At 61.8% G+C, this 17,894-nt stretch carries 17 protein-coding genes; 5 read left to right on the top strand and 12 right to left on the bottom strand.

The features are described from left to right. The 5 genes from kdpC to PverR02_RS10130 form a co-directional block, all read right to left on the bottom strand. Nucleotides 1-660, bottom strand: a complete 660-nt coding sequence (gene kdpC, locus PverR02_RS10110) for a K(+)-transporting ATPase subunit C (protein ID WP_046384149.1) — start codon at nucleotides 658-660, stop codon at nucleotides 1-3. Between the two features lie 10 nt (nucleotides 661-670). Continuing rightward, nucleotides 671-2,377: a potassium-transporting ATPase subunit KdpA gene (kdpA, locus tag PverR02_RS10115; RefSeq protein WP_046384148.1), complete on the bottom strand. Its 1,707-nt coding sequence runs from the start codon at nucleotides 2,375-2,377 to the stop codon at nucleotides 671-673. Between the two features lie 107 nt (nucleotides 2,378-2,484). Further along, nucleotides 2,485-2,583, bottom strand: coding sequence for a K(+)-transporting ATPase subunit F (gene kdpF, locus PverR02_RS10120; RefSeq protein ID WP_074851717.1), 99 nt, complete (start codon nucleotides 2,581-2,583; stop codon nucleotides 2,485-2,487). Nucleotides 2,584-3,106: 523 nt separating this feature from the next. After that, a complete protein-coding gene (locus tag PverR02_RS10125) occupies nucleotides 3,107-4,237 on the bottom strand; it encodes a catalase family protein (protein ID WP_407691837.1) in 1,131 nt (376 codons plus the stop codon). 29 nt (nucleotides 4,238-4,266) lie between these two features. Beyond that, the gene (locus PverR02_RS10130; protein WP_079443249.1) at nucleotides 4,267-6,078 is read right to left on the bottom strand and encodes a di-heme-cytochrome C peroxidase; all 1,812 of its coding nucleotides are present in this window, start codon (nucleotides 6,076-6,078) and stop codon (nucleotides 4,267-4,269) included. A 247-nt stretch (nucleotides 6,079-6,325) separates the two neighbouring features. Here PverR02_RS10130 and PverR02_RS10135 point away from each other — a divergent pair, with 247 nt between their 5' ends. The 4 genes from PverR02_RS10135 to PverR02_RS10150 all read left to right on the top strand — a co-directional run bounded on the left by PverR02_RS10135 (nucleotide 6,326) and on the right by PverR02_RS10150 (nucleotide 8,644). Next, complete coding sequence (locus PverR02_RS10135; protein WP_017846882.1) at nucleotides 6,326-7,057, top strand: FKBP-type peptidyl-prolyl cis-trans isomerase; 732 nt, start codon at nucleotides 6,326-6,328, stop codon at nucleotides 7,055-7,057. A 315-nt stretch (nucleotides 7,058-7,372) separates the two neighbouring features. Next, nucleotides 7,373-7,831: a YkvA family protein gene (locus tag PverR02_RS10140; protein ID WP_017846883.1), complete on the top strand. Its 459-nt coding sequence runs from the start codon at nucleotides 7,373-7,375 to the stop codon at nucleotides 7,829-7,831. 106 nt (nucleotides 7,832-7,937) lie between these two features. Continuing rightward, nucleotides 7,938-8,276 (top strand): helix-turn-helix domain-containing protein, encoded by a 339-nt coding sequence (locus PverR02_RS10145; protein WP_046385332.1) that lies wholly within the window; start codon nucleotides 7,938-7,940, stop codon nucleotides 8,274-8,276. Then, nucleotides 8,273-8,644, top strand: a complete 372-nt coding sequence (locus PverR02_RS10150) for a hypothetical protein (protein WP_017846885.1) — start codon at nucleotides 8,273-8,275, stop codon at nucleotides 8,642-8,644. Before PverR02_RS10145 ends, PverR02_RS10150 begins: the two co-directional genes overlap by 4 nt. On the opposite strand, the gene PverR02_RS10155 is transcribed toward PverR02_RS10150, so the two are convergent. Continuing rightward, a complete protein-coding gene (locus PverR02_RS10155) occupies nucleotides 8,641-10,410 on the bottom strand; it encodes a bifunctional diguanylate cyclase/phosphodiesterase (protein ID WP_057005839.1) in 1,770 nt (589 codons plus the stop codon). The genes PverR02_RS10150 and PverR02_RS10155 overlap by 4 nt on opposite strands. Before the next feature lie 124 nt (nucleotides 10,411-10,534). Further along, nucleotides 10,535-12,616, bottom strand: a complete 2,082-nt coding sequence (locus tag PverR02_RS10160; RefSeq protein ID WP_169886158.1) for a carboxy terminal-processing peptidase — start codon at nucleotides 12,614-12,616, stop codon at nucleotides 10,535-10,537. A 138-nt stretch (nucleotides 12,617-12,754) separates the two neighbouring features. On the opposite strand from PverR02_RS10160, the gene PverR02_RS10165 reads away from it, so the two are divergent. Continuing rightward, the gene (locus PverR02_RS10165; RefSeq protein ID WP_026140008.1) at nucleotides 12,755-13,717 is read left to right on the top strand and encodes a zinc-binding dehydrogenase; all 963 of its coding nucleotides are present in this window, start codon (nucleotides 12,755-12,757) and stop codon (nucleotides 13,715-13,717) included. Between the two features lie 67 nt (nucleotides 13,718-13,784). Here PverR02_RS10165 and PverR02_RS10170 read toward each other — a convergent pair whose 3' ends face one another. From PverR02_RS10170 to PverR02_RS10190, 5 genes are read right to left on the bottom strand one after another with little or no spacing between them, the layout of a single operon-like run. Next, a complete protein-coding gene (locus tag PverR02_RS10170) occupies nucleotides 13,785-14,438 on the bottom strand; it encodes an HAD family hydrolase (protein ID WP_079443250.1) in 654 nt (217 codons plus the stop codon). Between the two features lie 31 nt (nucleotides 14,439-14,469). Continuing rightward, nucleotides 14,470-15,459 (bottom strand): ABC transporter ATP-binding protein, encoded by a 990-nt coding sequence (locus PverR02_RS10175; protein WP_079443251.1) that lies wholly within the window; start codon nucleotides 15,457-15,459, stop codon nucleotides 14,470-14,472. Further along, the gene (locus PverR02_RS10180; protein ID WP_017846891.1) at nucleotides 15,456-16,256 is read right to left on the bottom strand and encodes an ABC transporter permease; all 801 of its coding nucleotides are present in this window, start codon (nucleotides 16,254-16,256) and stop codon (nucleotides 15,456-15,458) included. Before PverR02_RS10180 ends, PverR02_RS10175 begins: the two co-directional genes overlap by 4 nt. Continuing rightward, nucleotides 16,243-17,079, bottom strand: a complete 837-nt coding sequence (locus PverR02_RS10185; RefSeq protein ID WP_164887057.1) for an ABC transporter permease — start codon at nucleotides 17,077-17,079, stop codon at nucleotides 16,243-16,245. The genes PverR02_RS10180 and PverR02_RS10185 overlap by 14 nt, the downstream gene beginning before the upstream one ends. A 5-nt stretch (nucleotides 17,080-17,084) precedes the next feature. After that, nucleotides 17,085-17,891, bottom strand: a complete 807-nt coding sequence (locus tag PverR02_RS10190) for an alkaline phosphatase family protein (protein ID WP_046384142.1) — start codon at nucleotides 17,889-17,891, stop codon at nucleotides 17,085-17,087. Nucleotides 17,892-17,894 lie beyond the last annotated feature (3 nt).

Here is a 17,894-nt window from a genome sequence, read left to right on the forward strand (position 1 = left end):
TTACTCACTGGCCGCAATAGGGGGCTGACGCGATGGCAGGCGGGCGTCCAGCGCAAGGTTGAGTTGCAGCACATTGACCCGTGGTTCGCCGAGCAGGCCGAGGGTGCGCGCGCTGGTGTATTGGTTGACCAGTTGCAGCAGCTCGGCTTCGGGGATCTGCCGCAGGCGCGCCACCCGTGGCAGTTGCAGCCGCGCATTGGCCAGCGAGATATGCGGGTCGAGGCCTGAAGCGGAAGCGGTGACCGCGTCCACCGGAACCAGGGCATCGGCGGCCAGGCCGTTGTCCTGGCGATAGGCGTGGGCGCGTGCGGCCACCTGGTCCACCAGCTTCTGGCTGGTCGGCCCCAGGTTGCTGGCGCCGCTGGAGCCGGCGTTGTATGGCTGCGACACGCTTTTGCTCGGGTCTTGCGGGTCGGCGCCGAGGGTCATGCTCGGGCGGCCGTGAAAGTACTCCGGCCGGGTGAAGTGCTGGCCGATCAGGGCCGAGCCCATGACCAGGCCGTCGCGTTCAATCAGCGAGCCGCGGGCCTGGAACGGGAACACCAGTTGGGCGGTCACGGTGGTGAGCGCCGGGTAGGCGAACCCCGTCAACAGCATGAAAAACACCGCCGAAACCAGCACCGGGCGCAACAGCCCTTTGAATATCGATTGAGTCGTCATCCACGTGTCCTCAGTTGTACGTCTGGCCGGACAGCAACTGCAGTTGCTCCACCAGCGGGCCGAGCGCGAGCGCCGGCAAAAAGGTCAGGCCACCGACCACCAGCACCACGAACACCACCAGCAACATGAACAGCGGGGTCGCGGTGGGAATGGTGCCGGCACCGGCAGGCACGGTTTTCTTCATCGCCAGGGAACCCGCCACGGCGAGCATCGGCAGCATGGTGAAGAAGCGCCCGATCAACATCGCCAGGCCGATGGTGGTGTTGAAAAACGGCGTGTTCGCGTTCAAGCCGGCGAAGGCCGAGCCGTTGTTGGCGGTGCCGGAGGTATAGGCGTAGAGCACCTCGCTGAAACCGTGGGGGCCGAGGTTGTTCAGGCTGGCCAGGGTGTCGGGCCACAGGGCGGCGAGGGCGGTGAAACCGAGGATGCTGATGGGGTGCGCGAGCACCGAGAGCATCACCAGTTTCATCTCCCGCGCCTCGATTTTCTTGCCGAGGAACTCGGGGCTGCGGCCGATCATCATGCCCACCAGAAACACCGTCAGCAGGGCGTACTGGATCAGGTTGATAAAGCCCACGCCGTCGCCGCCGAACACGCAGTTGAGCATCATCTGCGCCAAGGGCACGAAACCGCCCATGGGGGTCAGCGAGTCGTGCATGGTGTTGACCGAGCCGGTGGTCGCGGCGGTGGTGGTGGCGATGAACAGGCTGCTGTCGGCGATGCCGAAGCGCAGTTCCTTGCCTTCCATGTTGCCGCCGCTTTGTTCCAGCGACAGGCTCTGGTTGGCGCCGGCCTGGGTCAGCAGCGGGTTGCCGTTTTGCTCGGCGCCGTAGACCAGGGCGAGGAAGCCGATGAACATCACCAGGAAGGTGCCGAAAAACACCCAGCCCTGACGACGCTGCACCAGCATGCTGCCAAAGGTGTAGGTCAATGCCGACGGGATCAGCAACATGCTGAGGATGTGTAGGATGTTGGTCAGCGGCGTCGGGTTTTCGAACGGGTGCGCCGCGTTCATGCTGAAGAAACCGCCGCCGTTGGTGCCGATGTGCTTGATCGACTCAAAGCTGGCCACCGCGCCGACAATCAACTGCTGCTGCGCGCCTTCCAGCGTGGTGACCAGCGCCTGGGAAGCGAAGGTCTGCGGCATGCCCTGCCAGACATACACCAGCGCCATGCCCAGGCACAGCGGCAGCATTACGCGGTAGAGCGTGCGGGTGAAGTCGACCCAGAAGTTGCCGAGGTCGCCCGAGCTGGAGCGGCTCAAGCCGCGAATGAAACCGGCCGCCGCGACCACGCCGGAGGTGGCGCCGACGCACATCAGAAAGGTGATGACCGCCATCTGGCTGAAGTTCGACAGGCTCGTCTCGCCCGAGTACGCCTGCCAGTTGGTGTTGGTAATAAAGGACACCGTGGTGTTGAACGCCAGGTCCGGCGTTTGCGCGGCCAGCCCCAGCGGGTTGATCGGCATCACCGCCTGCAGGCGCAGGACCAGATAGCCCAGCAGCATCATCGCCGCGTTCGACAGCAACAGCGCCGAACCGTAGCGGGCCCAGCCCATGTTTTCCTGCGGGTCGATACCCAGCAGGCGATAGGTACAACGTTCCGGCCAGGCATGGTAAGTCCCGGTGAACACCCGGGTCAGCCATTTGCCCATCAGTACCGCGAGTCCCGTCATCAACCCCAGGACCAGCGCAAATTCCAGCAGCGTGCTTAACATGTCGTGGCTCCGTTCAAATCTTGCCCATGGCGACAATGGCCATGGCAGTCGCAACAAAAAACACCAGGGAGAGGCCAATAAACATCAGGTCGTACATGGCGAACTCCCTAGAATTTTTCTGCGCGAATAAGTGCGTAGCCCAAGTAAGCGAACAGCCCCACGGCGCATAAGCCGCTGGCGATATAAATGAACGTGAGTGTGAGCACGGTGTAACTCCCCTGAATGAATAAGCCGCAATGGCGGACGCGGGGAGGTTAATCGCTGGGGTATCAAGCCCAGGCACTGATTAGCGGCGGCGGTATTAAGACGGTATAGAGACGACGTTATGCGAGGCGAACGAAAAAAAGGGATAGCCCGCCGCCCGGGTATCCCTTGAAAAACTGGGGTTCTGCTGATGTTGGCGCGCTGTTTATTTGGCTTTCTTTTTCTTCTCGCTGCGCGTGGCGAGGTGCTCGAAGCAAAACGCGGCGGTGCCGAAGAGTGCAATCATTGAGAGGACGACCATGCCTAAAGTTGAACTTTCCACGATGACTTCCTACGGATGTTTGGGGGTAGGAAGTGACGGTAGAACGTTCGCGCTTAGTGACTCAATAGAGGCGACGTAATCGTTATGGCGAATTGGCAATCTATACGCATTCTTTACGAAAAGCAGAACGACACAACATCTGCTTATTGTAATGAGATCTAAATGTGGGAGGCAGCAAGCCCCCTCCCACACAGCCCCCAACCTTACAAGTTGCGGCTATGCCGATAGTCGCTGACGGCTTCGTACACCGCTTTACGCAACCGGTTGATCCCGCCGATGGGGCGATGCGCCTCCAGCCCGAACCACGGGTTGAACGACTGGTTGTCGCACGCCAGGTTCAGCGCCGGCGTGTCGAAATCCTGGGCGGGGATCGTCACCTTGGCCACGGTTTCATAGGGCGCATCGCTTTCCTTCCATTCGATGCTGGTGTCTTCGATCGGCATGAACTTCTGCGGGTTCTGCCGCTGGATCTGCAACACGAAACACGCCGGTACGCGGTCGGTGGACAGTTGCTGGTTCAGCGCACTGCGCAGGAAGTTCGGCAGGTCCTGGTTCTGTTTGGGCGGCACGTAATCCGGGCAGCTTTGCGGGTCGGGTGCTACGCGGAACTTGGCGTTGGCCGCGCCGAACTTGTAGGGCGAGACGGAAAAGTACGTGGTCTGGGTCGGGCTGGCTGGCGCGGGGGCCAGGGTCGCCAGGGCGATGAACAGGTGGCGTACCTGCCAACTGCGCGGGTCGAGCTTGGGAAAAAATGCCAGGACCTTCTTGCCGTCCGCCTGGGCCCCGATGTTCTGCGCGTATTCGGCCACGTCGCTGACAAAGAAGTTCGGGTGGCTGAACATCACGAAGTCCTGCTCGGCCCGCGCTTGCTGGTCGGCGAGCAGCTGTTTGCCCGGCACGTCGAGCAGCTTGATGGCCATGCCGCGTGCATCGCGGATGCTGTCGAATTGCGGGTAGGCGTTGCCGTTGGACAGTCGCATCATGGCGTGCCAGGTCTTGCCCGGTTCGGCGAATACACCTTGGCGTAACGCCGGATCGAGGTCGGCCAGCACACTGACTTCGGCCTTCACGCAACCGTGGGCCTTGGCGTGGGCGTCGCGCAGGTAGCGCGTGCCTTCGCGGTGTTGGTCAACGATACGCACTGCCGTCTGGATAATGCCTTGGGTCATTGCCGCTTCACCGGACGGGATCTGCTCATCCGGCGACACCGGACCGCTGTACTGCCAGGCGTACCAGGCGGTGGCGGCCAGCCAGCCGAGCAGGCCAAGGGCCAGCAGCCATGCCAGGGTTTTGCCGAGCACGGTGCCGAGGCGCAGCCACAGGCGCGCGAGCATGGACGGTTGTTGGTTGTGCGAGTGGATAATCATGGCAGTTGTTGCTCCAGCGGGCCGCCGAGGACTTTGAGGTATTCGAGCAGCGCCCAGCGTTCCTGGGGCAGCAGGCCGCGGCCGATGACCCCGTTGCCACGCTGGCCGGCACGGAATTCATGGCCGCTGTTGTGGTTGCCGGTGATGCGCGTATCGAACAGGAAGGCATTTTTGAACGCGTCGGTCTGAAAGCCCAGGTGGCGCGGGTCGTAGTCGAAGGTGCCTTTATAGAAGGTAGTGGCGCGCTCGTCCTGGGGCGAGAGCAACTGGTAGATCGTCGGCACCGAGCCGTTGTGCAAGAACGGCGGGGTGGCCCACACGCCGGCCAGCGGCCGTGCTTTGTAGGCGCGCAACTCGCGCACGCCGATGGGCAGGCCGTAACCGTCCAGGCGTGGGCGCTCGGCCGGGGTGACGCCGGCGGCGCGGTAGGCGTGGTCCTCAACGAAGGCGGTGACGTAGGCCAGGCCCTTGGCCACGGAGATTTTTTTCAGGTCCAGCGGTTCGGTGGGCGTGGGGTGCAACTCGACGTTCAGTTGGGCCAGCTCCGCCGGGTCCCATTTCAAGGCGCTGAGGTCATAGCGCTGGTCGGCAATGTTGTTGGCGGCGCCAGGGTCGGTGCCGATGGCGTCCACCGAGAGCATCTTCAGTTGCTGTACCGGGCGGCCATTTTGCTGGGTGACGGCCGGCACATGGCAGCCGGCGCAGTTTTCGGCAAACAGTGCGCGGCCCTGGGCGGCGAGGGGCTTGTCGATGGCGCCGAACAGGTCTTCCGGCCAGGTCGGCGGCTTGAGGCGCTGCAGGGTTTCTTCGATCAGGTTCAGGTCGCGCACCCGCACGCTCGACGGGTAGCGCGCGTCGCCCTGAAGCGGTTGGCCGGCGTTGTCGAAGAAGCCCAGGGTGGCTCCCACGCCGAGGGCTTCGCCGATATTGCGCGCCATCGGTTGTTGCGCTGAACCGTTCCACTGCACCCAGTCGAACGTCCAGATATCCCACAACTGCGGGTAGTCCACCGGCGCGTTGGCAACGCGGTAATTGTCCGGCGAAATCGCGTCGCCGAAGCTGGCGTTGGCGATGCGGCCGAAGGCATCGGTGCGCCCCGGGCCTTCTTCGGTGGGATAGAGGCCGCGATGGGTGTCGTTCCAGGCGACTTTGAGGAACTGGTTCAGCGACTGTTTGAAGTCCTGGCGCAGCAGTTGTTCATTGTGAGTGTCGTAATCGTGGCCGAGCACCTTGCGGGCGAAGCGCTCGAATTTCCAGGGGTTGTAATACGTCGCGGCGAGGCTGGCCACCAGGGCCTGGCCGAAACTGCCGCCGCGCAAGGTCGGCACGCTGGACGGCAGCACGTGCTGGGCCGAACCGCCGTCGATGCGCAGGGCCTGGCCGTTGAAATGCAGTTCGCCGGTGTGGCAGGCGGCGCAGGTGATGTCCAGGTATTCGGTATTGTTGCCGGCATTCTTGTGTCGAGCGAAGCCGACCGGCAGGTTGCCGGGGTTTTGTGTGCTGGGCACTTGCTTGGGGTCGACCAGGAAGCCGAAGCGTGCCAGGTACTCCGGGGCGGCGAAGCGCTGTTCGGAAAACGGCAGTTCCAGCGCGGTGAACCAGTCGTAATGCAGGCCTTTTACCTGGGTGCCCTGGGGCGTGAAGTAATAGGTCTGGCGGTCGGCGGCACTCCATTGGTCCTGGTAGCGTACCTGTTCCACGGGCACGTAGTCCGGCAGCCTGGGGTTGACGGTGTAATAGAGCACCACCGCCAGGATCAGGCCCAGCAGGGCGAGAATCAGCAATAAAACACGGGAAAAAATGCGCAAGATAACTATCCTTGTCGAGTGATTGCGTTGTTATGCCACTACGCCACAGGTGCGGCAAGTGGCCATGGTCCTGCTGACAGGCAGTCCCGCGATCCGTCGCGGGCGCCCATCATGAATGAAAATGCGTTTAAACACGTGAACTTATCAGAAGTTTCCTGCTCAGATGCCGGTAGCCATTGGTCGTGGCCGCCTGATAAGCTCGCGACTTTATTCGATTGCCCTTTTGGCGCATGAACAAGGAAATAGCATGAAACAGCATCGGTTGGCGGCGGCGGTGGCCCTGGTTAGCCTGGTACTTGCGGGTTGTGATTCGCAGACCAGCGTAGAGCTGAAAACCCCGGCGCAGAAAGCTTCCTACGGTATCGGCCTGAACATGGGCAAAAGCCTTGCCCAAGAAGGCATGGATGACCTGGATTCCAAAGCGGTAGCCCAGGGCATTGAAGATGCCGTCGGCAAGAAAGAGCAGAAGCTGAAAGACGACGAACTGGTTGAAGCGTTTGCCGCACTGCAAAAGCGTGCTGAAGAACGCATGGCCAAAATGAGCGAAGAGTCGGCAGCCGCCGGCAAGAAATTCCTCGAAGACAACGCCAAGAAAGACGGTGTAGTCACCACGGCTTCCGGCCTGCAGTACAAGATCACCAAGAAAGCCGACGGCCCTCAGCCTAAGCCGACCGACGTAGTGACTGTTCACTACACCGGCAAGCTCACCAACGGCACCACCTTTGACAGCTCCGTGGATCGCGGCAGCCCGATTGACCTGCCGGTCAGCGGCGTGATTCCGGGTTGGGTCGAAGGCCTGCAACTGATGCACGTCGGCGAGAAGGTCGAGTTGTACATCCCGTCCGACCTGGCTTACGGTGCCCAGAGCCCGAGCCCGGCGATTCCGGCCAACTCCGTGCTGGTATTCGACCTGGAACTGCTGGGTATCAAGGACCCGGCCAAGGCTGAAGCTCCTGACGCACCAGCCGCCAAGAAGTAATCGGCGCCTGAACACCCAACGCCCCGTCTCGACGGGGCGTTGTTGTTTTTGCCGCACGCTTGCACACTCAAGCCTGTGCAAACCCAAACGAACGTCCGCAAGGTGCGGCAGTCTGATCAAGACTCGAGTGCAGGTAGCCGGACGCAAGCGCCAAGTCAATGAATTCTTGGGTTTTTTTGATGTGCGCAAAAAACGCCCGATCTGACTGAAGGCCTTGTAAACCGTGGCTCTCAGCGGTGAAAACCGGCTCTGTTCACAAGGTTATCCACAATTTGTGTGGATAACCTTCTCTGTCCCATGGAACTGGAGTGCCGAATGAAACCACCCTTCAATTTCGCCCGTTTTCTGCCCATGGCCGCGCGCTTGCTGGGGCGTGGGCGCTTGCCGACGCTGTTGTTCGCCGTGGCGGCCAAGGGCGCCAGCCAGGGCAACCGCCTCGGTAAGCTCAAGGATGACCTCAAGTTGCTCCAGGCCCTGTGCCTGGCCTACTGGCGTGGCGAGTACCGCGCGATCAGTCCGAAGGCGCTGGTGTCGGTCGTCGCAGGACTGATGTATTTCCTCAGTCCGATCGATGCGATACCGGACTTTATTCCCATGTTCGGCATGCTCGACGACATCGCCGTGCTGGCCTGGGTCATGAAGAGCCTGAGCGCCGAACTGAGCGCCTTTCGCGCCTGGCGTGAGGCGCAGCGTCCGGAAAAGCTCGCCGTGGTTGAGCGCCTGCCTGCGACGCCCGCGCTGCTGGCCCAGGAAAACCGGCAAAAAACCCCATGATACGGCGATCCCCCTGCGACCTTTGTGGCTGTTAGGATTACACTCCTTAGGAAAGCGCTTAAGGAAAGTGCTTACTTAGTAAGTGTTGTTATCCTACGGGGCTGTCATGGATATTCAGATAATTTCACGGGATGGCGAACCCGAATATGCGGTGTTGCCATGGGATCAGTACCAGGCGCTGCTAAAAGCCGCCGGTCAGCAGCAACCCGCACCAGCACCTTCTTCTACTGCCCACGCCGCTCCAGCCCAGGACCTGCACCCGCTTGCAGACCTGCGCGGCTTGCGCGAAGCCAAGGGCCTGGCTATTGAAGCCCTGGCCCGTACCGTGGGGATCAGCCCCTCGTACCTCGGATTGATCGAAAGTGGTGAACGCCAGCCGGATGCCGCGATCCGCCGCAGTCTGGCCTGGGAATTGGGCGTGGCAGGTTGGAGGGATGAATCTTGAGCCTACGTATCAGCCGTCAACACTGGGATGGGTTACTCCACGAACTGGACCAGGCGCGCCGCCAGCGCCACTTGCTGACTTACCGTGCGCTGCTGGAGCGCCTGCAATTTCCCACGCCGGCGATGCAGACCCTCACCGCCGCCCTGGAACATCTGGCGGCGCTGGATGCCAAGGCCGAGCAGCCGTTGCGCAGTTCCCTGGTGATCAGCCAGGGTGCCAGCCGCCTGCCGCGTACCGGTTTTTTTGAATGCGTGGAGCGCCTGGGGCGTTTTTGCGGGCCTTCCGATGGCGTGGCCGCCGCGTCCTGGCACGCTTCGGAGGTGGTGCGCGTGTTCGAATACGAGTACCCGGAATCCGCCGAGGCTTAAACCGGCAGGGGCAGCATGTCCAGGCTGTCGATCACGTGGATGCTGTAACCGGCGATGTCCTTGGCATGGTGTTTAGCCTGGGACGCCAGCTCCGCCAACTGGCTGGCATCGAGTTGTCCACAGGCCTGTGGATACAAATGCACCACGCCGATGGACAGCGACAACAGAGCATATTCCTGGCGCACACCCTGGCGGTTCAAGGCCACAAAGCAGCCGGCGTCCAGATGTTCGGCGCGATAGAAGCGTCGGCATTGGGTGTGGAAATCATCCAGCAGTTGATTGAGCCGTTTGCGCCAATCCTGCGGCCCGAGCACCAGCAAGAAGTCATCGCCGCCGATATGCCCGACAAAGTCGCGGCTGGGGTCGACCCGGTCATTCAGGCATTGCGCCAGGCACAGCAGCACTTCATCGCCACGCCCGTAGCCATAGATGTCATTGAACGGCTTGAAGCTGTCGATATCCACGTAGCAAATCACCGACTCGCGTTGCTGCTGCAACAGTCGCGTCAGGCACTGCTGGATCGGCACGTTGCCCGGTAGCAGGGTCAACGGGTTGGCGTAGCGCGCCTGCTGGATCTTCAGCTCGGTGATCAGCTTGAGCACATCGATCACCCGGCCCAGGCCAAGGTAGTCGCCGTTCAGCGTGATGATGAAGTCTTCCTCGATGCGTTGGCGGGCGCGGCTGGTCAGCAGCCGGCTGACCTGTTGCAGGGACTGGCTCAATTCCACCGCGAGAAAATCATCGCTCATCAGGCGGCTGATCGGCTTGCGCGCGAACAGGTCGGTGGCGAACGGTTTGAGCAGGGCGTCGGACAACGAATGGCGATGCACAATCCCGACCGGCCGGTCGCGCCCATCCAGCACCGCCAGGGAGTTGAGGTTGGCCTGGCGGCGGAAGGACTCCAGCACTTGGGCGGTGGCGGTGTCCTGATTCACTGCCGGCTGCTCGTTGAGCAGGGCGCTGAGGTCACTGCCTTCTTCGCTGAGGGCAATGTTGGCGTTATCGGGTTTGGGTAGCATCAGGCGCGCTTCCTGCGGCGGGTGTTCTTGGGGACGACAGAGCAAATAACCCTGGACCAGGTCGACCCCCATCTCGGTCAGCACCGCCAGCTCTTCCGGCAGCTCGATGCCTTCGGCAATCACCTGGGCGCGCGACGCCCGGGCGATCTGCAGGATAGAGCCGACAAATTCGCGCTTGAGCGCGTCCTGGTGGATGCCGTCGATAAAGTGCCGATCGATCTTCACGTAATCCGGACGCAGTTCCGACCACAGGCGCAGGCTGGAATAGCCTGCGCCCAAGTCATCGAGCGCGATGGCGAAACCCATGTCGCGGTAGTGATGCAGGGCGGTTTGCAGCAGGTCGAAATCGTCGGTGGGCGACTGCTCGGTGAGTTCGATCACCACTTGGCTGGGGGGGATGCCGAAGTCCCGCAGCAGTTGCAGGGTGCGGCCCGGTTGGTGCGCGGTTTCCATCAGGGATTCCGGCGAGATATTGAGAAACAGCTTGCCCGGCAACTTCTGCTCGCTGAAGCGTCGGCATGCGCTTTCGCGGCAGGCTATTTCCAGTTCGCTGAGGCGCCCGGCATGGCCGGCCACGGCAAACAGGGCGACCGGGGAGTGCAGCGGGCTGTTGGACGGGCCACGGCTGAGGGCTTCGTAGCCGAGGATACGCCGCTCGGACAGGCAGATGATCGGTTGGAACAGGCTGTGTAAACTGCCTTGAGCCAGGATAGAGCCCAATGCATTCAGCTGTTCGGTCATGGTCATGGCGATCTCGATCTCGATCGAAAAAAAAGGACCGCAGGCGGTGAGCCGACGGTCCTTTATTTCACGACAGAATGATGTCTATATGATGACACTCTGCAGCGCGATCACATTAAATAGCCATCATTTATTGCTTGGCCACCTGTTTGGTCACTTTCAGGTAGTCCAGCAGAATCCGGCCTGTCTCGGCCAGGTAGGCGTCGTCTTCCGGCTTGGTTTTATCCGCCTCGGTCGGCAGCGCGTCTTCATCTTCTTTCTTCAGTTCCTTGAGTGGGGCTTCGCCCTTGGCCTTGCGGCGGACGTTCTCCAGCACCAGTTGCTGATTCTCGATGTCGGCGTGCTGCTTGCGACGATCCACTTCATTGAGGCTGACGGATTTTTCTTCCATCAGTTTCTTGGCCAGGGCCAGCTTGTCACGGATGAACATGAACTCGGCATCCTTGGCGGAGCGGGTGTCGTGGTCAGCCTTCAACTGCGCCAGGAATGGCTTGAACGGGTCCGACGCGGGCTTGATCGCAGGACGGATGGTGTCCCACGGCATGGCCTCGGGCAGGGCGCTCTCGCCGATTTCCTTGGTGTCGATGATCGACGGGAAGTCGATGTCCGGCAGCACGCCCTGATGCTGGGTGCTCTGCCCGGAAACCCGGTAGAACTTGGCCAGGGTCAGTTTCAGCTCGCCATGGTTCAGCGGCTGGATGGTCTGCACGGTGCCTTTGCCGAAGGTCTGGCCGCCGATGATCAAGGCGCGGTGATAGTCCTGCATGGCGCCGGCGAAAATCTCCGAGGCCGAGGCCGACAGGCGGTTGACCAGCAACGCCATCGGGCCTTTGTAGAAGGCGCCCGGGTTCTCGTCTTCGAGCACGTCGACACGGCCGTCAGCGTTGCGCACCAACACGGTCGGCCCCTTGTCGATAAACAGGCTGGTCAGCTCGGTGGCTTCCTGCAGGGAGCCGCCGCCGTTGTTGCGCAGGTCGATGACCACGCCGTCGACTTTTTCTTTCTGCAGCTCGGTCAGGATCTTCTTAACGTCGCGCGTGGTGCTCTTGTAGTCCGGATCGCCGGCCCGGAAGGCCTTGAAGTCCAGGTAGAAGGCCGGGATTTCAATCACGCCCAGCTTGTAGTCCTTGCCATCCTGCTTGAGGTTGAGGACCTTCTTCTGCACGGCCTGGTCTTCGAGTTTCACCGCTTCACGGGTGATGGACACGATCTTGCTGGTCTGGTCGTTCGGCGCATTGGTGTGCGGAATCACTTCCAGGCGCACCACGCTGCCTTTCGGCCCACGGATCAGCTTGACCACTTCGTCCAGGCGCCAGCCGACCACATCGACCATCTCTTTGTCGGCCTGGGCCACGCCGATGATCTTGTCGGCAGGGGCGACCTGCTTGGTCTTGTCTGCCGGACCGGCCGGTACCAGACGCACGATTTTCACCTGGTCATTGTCGCTTTGCAGGACGGCACCGATGCCTTCCAGCGACAGACTCATGTTGATATCGAAATTTTCCGCGTTATCCGGCGACAGATAATTGGTGTGCGGATCGTAGGACATCGCGAAGGTGTTGATGTAGGCCTGGAAGATATCTTCGGCACGGGTCTGGTCCAGACGTGCCAGCTGATTCTTGTAGCGCTTGGTCAACAGCTCTTGAATGGCCTTCGGCTCTTTGCCGGCGATCTTCAGGCGCAGCACTTCGTCCTTGACGCGTTTGCGCCACAGGTCATCCAGGGCGGCGGTGCTGGTCAGCCACGGGGCGTCCTTGCGATCCACCAGAAGGCTTTCCTTCTCGGTGAAGTCGAACTTGTCGATGCCTTTGTCCAATTCACCCAGGGCGAAGTCCAGACGCGCTTTGACGCGGTCCAGGTAACGCTTGTAGATGGTGAACCCGGGCTGCAGGTCGCCGCTCTTGAGGAAGTCGTCGAACTGGGTCTTCCACTTGTCGAACTCAGCGATGTCGCTGGCCAGGAAGTAGCTGCGCGACGGGTCCAGCAGCTTGAGGTAGCTGTCATAGATGATCACCGAGCGAGCGTCGTCCAGCGGCGGCTTGCTGTAGTGATGACGCTTGAGCAACTCGACGACGTTAAGGCTGGCAATCACCTCATCGCGATCAGGCTGAAGATTGTCCCAGCTGTTGGCTGCGAACGTATTGGTCGACATCGACGACAAGCCGAGACCAATGAAAAGAGCTAGGGCGGTGCTGGGGAACAAATGCTTCATGCTGATTCGACGCGGGGGCAATTGATAACGCATATTAGGCCGTCTTTGAAGTCGCCGGTTCCATTTGGGCCGGTCGCATAATGCAAAAAGCCCGGCGATACAGCTACGGGCTCAGTCCAGACTCACTATGGAGGCACTGTGAAAGCATTGCAAGGCGTTGAAGGTCATGTGGAGTGGTTGGAAGAGCCGAGTCCTACATGCGATGTAGGTCAGGTTCGCATTCGGGTGGCGGCTGCGGGCCTCAATCGTGCCGATTTATTGCAGCGTGCGGGGCTGTATCCGCCGCCGCCGGGCGTCAGCAAGGTGTTGGGCCTGGAGTGTTCCGGGGTGATCAGCGAGGTCGGCGCGGGTTCGTCCTGGCAGGTCGGCGACCGCGTCTGCGCGCTGCTGGCCGGCGGCGGCATGGCCGAGGAAGTGGTGGTGGACGCCCGTCACGTGCTGCCGGTGCCGGAAGGCCTGTCGTTGATCGAAGCGGCGGCATTGCCCGAGGTGTACAGCACCGCGTGGTTGAACCTGTTCCAACTGGCGGGCGTCAAGCCCGGCGAGAAGGTGTTGCTGCATGCCGGCGCCAGTGGCGTGGGTTCGGCGGCAATCCAGTTGTGCAAGGCATTCGGCAGCCCGTGCTGGGTCAGTGTCGGCTCGGCGGATCGGTTGGCCTACTGTGAAGCCCTCGGCGCCCAGGGCGGCGTGGTCCGCACGGACGGTATCGAAGGGCTGCGGGATTTCGGGCCGTTCGACGTCATCCTCGACCCGGTCGGCGCCAGCTACGCGGCGCTGGACCTCAAGTTGCTGGCCCTGGACGGTCGTTGGGTGCTGATCGGCCTGATGGGCGGGCGCGAGGCGCAACTGGACCTGGCGCAGGTGCTGGGCAAGCGAGTGCAACTGCTGGGCTCGACCCTGCGCAGCCGTGACGATCAGTTCAAGGCCGACCTGTTCAGTGACCTGAGCCAGCATGTCTGGCCGTTGTTTGCCGAAGGCCGCTTGAGCCCGCAACTGGCCAAGACCTTCCCGATCAACGATGCCGAGGCGGCGTTTGCTGAGCTGGCGACCAACCAGATTTCCGGCAAGTTGGTGTTGGTGATCGACGACAGCCTGACCTGATCCCGAATTGGAATGTGGTCAATGTGGGAGGGGGCTTGCCCCCTCCCACATTTGGATCTTGGTCGAATCAGGCCCAGCGGTGGACCGGCCAGCCGGCTTTTTCGGCGTGCTCGCGCAATACCGGGTCGGGGTTCACCACCTGCGGGTTATCCACCTTCAGCAGCAGCGGCAGATCATTGCGCGAATCCGAATAGAAGTACGCGCCTTCCAGGGTTTCTCCTTCCTGCTCCAGCCATTCGAGCAAACGGGTGATCTTGCCTTCGCGGTAGGTCAGGACGCCGACAGTACGGCCGCTGTACACGCCGTGGCTGACATCCAGCTCGATCCCCAACACTTCGTCGATGCCGATACGCGCCGCAATCGGCGTGACCAAGTGGGTGCCCGACGCGGAAATCACCAGCACCCGGTCGCCGTTCGCGCGGTGGCGGGCGATGGTGCGGGTGGCGTCGCTGTAGATCAGCGGTTCGATCACGTCCTCGACCCAGGGCTCCACCAAGTGCTCAATCTCCTCCGGCGAGCGGCCGATCATCGGCTCCAGGCTGAAGTCCATGAACTCTTCCATGGCCAGCTTGCCCTGGCTGTAGGCGTCCATCAGTTCGTTGTTCTTGCGCATGAACGACTCGGGGTCGACCCACGCCAGGCGGCCCATCTGCTCGCTCCACAGGGTGGCGCAGTCGCCGTGGATCAGGGTGTCGTCCAAATCAAAAATTACCAATGCCATCCGTCACACTCTCTTAAAAAATCACTGCTGCTCAGGCTACTTCACACAGTGCGCTCGGGTCGATGGAAAGTGCCAGGCGCTGGCCGTCGGGGTGCAGATCGTCCGCCGAGCGGTTGAGCACGTCCACCACCAATTCCACGCCGCGCGCTTCGATACGGTAGCGAATCACGTTGCCCAGCAGGCTGTGGCTGCGCACCAGGGCGTCGAGTTCGCCGCTGCGGCTCAGTTCGATGGCTTCCGGGCGAATCGCGATGCGCCCGCTGATCGGCCGTTGCAGCAGTTGGCTGGCCTTCTCCGCGTCGAGCAGGTTGTAGTTGCCGATGAACCCGGCGGCAAACACATCCACCGGCGCGGTGTAGAGGGTTTCGGCATCGCCGCTTTGCACGATCTTGCCCTGGTTCATCAGGAAGATCCGGTCGGACATGGTCAGCGCTTCTTCCTGGTCATGGGTCACGAAAATCGTGGTCAGGCCCAATTCGCGCTGGATCTGGCGGATCTGCTCGCGCAGGTGCTTGCGGATGCGTGCATCCAGCGCCGACAGCGGTTCATCCAGCAGCAACAGGCGTGGGCGGGTCACCAGGGAGCGGGCGAGGGCCACGCGCTGGCACTGGCCGCCGGACATCTGGTGCGGGTAGCGCCCGGCCAGCTCCTTGAGCTCCACCAGTTGCAGCACGTCCTGCGCGCGTTTGTGGCTGTCGTCGGCGTTGACCTTTTGCATGCGCAGGCCGAAGGCGACGTTTTGTTCCACGGTCATGTTGGGGAACAGCGCGTAGCTCTGGAACACCATGCCGATCTGCCGTTTCTGCGGGCTCAAGGGCACGATGTCGTGGCCGTCGAGGAGGATCTGGCCACTGTCGACCGAGGTCAGGCCGGCGATGCAGCGCAGCAAGGTGGACTTGCCGCAGCCGGACGGGCCGAGCAGGGTGACGAATTCGCCCTTGGCGATCTCGCAGTTGATGTCACTGAACACCGGGGTGCCGGCGTAGCCTTTTTGCAGGTGTTGGACGCTGACGAAGCTCATTGGCTTTTGTCCTTGTTCAAGATGTTGGCGGCCCAGGTCAGCACCAGCACAAAGAAGAAATAGGAAATGACCACGGCACTGGTGAAGTGGCCGCTGCTGTTGCGCATGTTGTTCAGGTACACCTGCAGGGTTTCGTAGCGCGTGCCGACGAGGATATTGGCGAACACGAACTCACCGAACAGGAACGAAAACGACAGCAGCAACGCCACCATCAGGCCCTTGCGCAGGTTGGGCAGCACCACCAGGATCGCTGCCTGCCAGGTGCTGGCGCCGAGCAGTTGCGCGGCGTCCATCAGGTCGCGCAGGTTGATGGCTTGCAGGTTGTTGGTGATCGCGCGGTACATGAACGGCAGCGCCACGGTGAAGTAGCAGCCGATCAGAATCCACGGCGTCCCCACCATCGCCAGCGGCCCGGAGCCATAGAGTTGCAGCAGGCCCACCGACGACACCACCGGCGGCACCGCGAACGGCAGCAGGATCAGGATGTTCATCAACGCGTCGAGCCTGGGGAAGTGGTAATGCACCACGAACAGCAGCGGCAGGATCAGCACCACCGACAAAATCAACGCGCCCACGCACACCAGCAGGGACTGGCCGAAAGCCATCAGAAAGCGCGGGTCGCTCCACAGTTGCACGTACCACTTCACGGTAAAACCGGCCGGCAAGATCGTCGCCGACCAACTGCTGGCAATGGAGTAGACAAAGGTGCCGATCAGCGGCAGCACCAGGATCGCGAACAACAGGTACACCACCACCCGGTGGTAGAGAGAGGCCGGGCCGGCTTCAGCGCGAGACATGGTAGCTCCTCTTGAGCAGCAGTTGATGGACCACGGTGACCACGGTCATCAGCGCCACCAGCACCACGGCCAGGGCGCTGGCCATGTTCGGGTCCAGGGAGATGTCGCCGGACACCATCGCTGCGATCCGGATCGGCAATACGTTGAAATTGCCGGTGGTCAGCGCGTAGACCGTGGCGTAGGCGCCGAGGGCGTTGGCCAGCAGGATCACGAAGGTGCCGAGCAGCGCGGGGGTCAGCACCGGCAGGCCGATGTGGCGCCAGAACTGCCAGCCGTTGGCACCCAGCAGGGCGGCGGACTCGCGCCAGTCTTCGCGCAACGCATCGAAGGCCGGGTAGAGCAGCAGCACGCCCAGCGGGATCTGGAAGTAGGTGTAGAGAATGATCAGGCCGGTCTTGGAGTACAGGTTGAAGTCCTGAATGATCCCGGCCTGCTTGAGCATGATGGTGATGCTGCCGTTGAAACCGAGCAGGATGATGAAGGCAAAGGCCAGGGGCACGCCGGCGAAGTTGCTGGTCATGTTGGCGAAGGCGGTGACGAAGTTGCGCAGCGGCGAGTCCACGCGGCGCAACGAGTAGCTGCCGAGCACCGAAATGATGATGCCGAACACGCTGGAGTAGAAGCTGATCTCCAGGCTGTACTGGATCGCCTGCAGGTAGAACTTCGAACTGAAGATTTTGCTGAAGTTGGCCAGGCCCCAGCCGAACTCTTCCGATTGCAGGCTGTTGATCATCACCCACGCCAGCGGGGCAATTTCAAACACGATGAAGAACAGCGCGAAGGGCATCAGGCAGAGGATTGCCAGCCATTTGCTGCGGGTCATGGCACTCACTTCAACAGCTCCCGGCAGACAGGTTTGTCGTGGGGCACGCCCAGCAACGTGCAGACGGTGCCGCACAGCTCGGTTTGCCTGGGCGTGGCGTCGGGATCGAAGGTGAAGGCCGAGCCGATCACGAACAGCGGCACTTCGCGTTCTTCCGGCAGCAGGCCGTTGTGGGAGCGGTCGTTGTTCATGCCGTGGTCGGCGGTCACCAGCACCTGATAGCCGGCGTCGAGCCAGCCTTGCAGGTAGTCGGCCAGGAGGATGTCGGCCGAGCGTGCGCTGTTGCGGTATTGCGCGCTGTCGAGGCCGTGCTTGTGGCCGGCGTCGTCGATGTTCATCGGGTGGACGACCAGCAGGTTCGGCGCGTGTCTGCAGCGCAGGCTTTCGGCGTCGGCGAACAGGTGCGAATCCGGGTAGTGGTCCTGCCAGTAGAAGTGCCCGTGCTGGATCGCCAGGGTCTTGTCGTCGGTATGCCGGTCACGGGCGGCGATAAAGGGCGTGCGGTTATACAACTCGCTGACCCAGTGATAGGCCGCCGCGGCGGTGGTGAGACCGGCGTCGCGGGCGTAATGGAACAGGCTGCGCTGGTTGGACAGGCGCGACACATGGTTGTGGGTGATGCCGCTGTCGATCGGCGGCACGCCAGTGAAGATGCATTCGTAGAGCGGCCGGGAGAGCGACGGCAATTCACATTCGAGTTTGTAGAGGGCTGCGCGTCCTGCGCCGACGTAGGCTTGCAGATGCCCCATGGCATGACGGGCAACCTCGAAGTTCAGGCCGTCGAGCACCACAAGGATGACGTTGTGCTTCATAGG

Source organism: Pseudomonas veronii, from assembly GCF_002028325.1.
Lineage (GTDB): Bacteria > Pseudomonadota > Gammaproteobacteria > Pseudomonadales > Pseudomonadaceae > Aquipseudomonas > Aquipseudomonas veronii.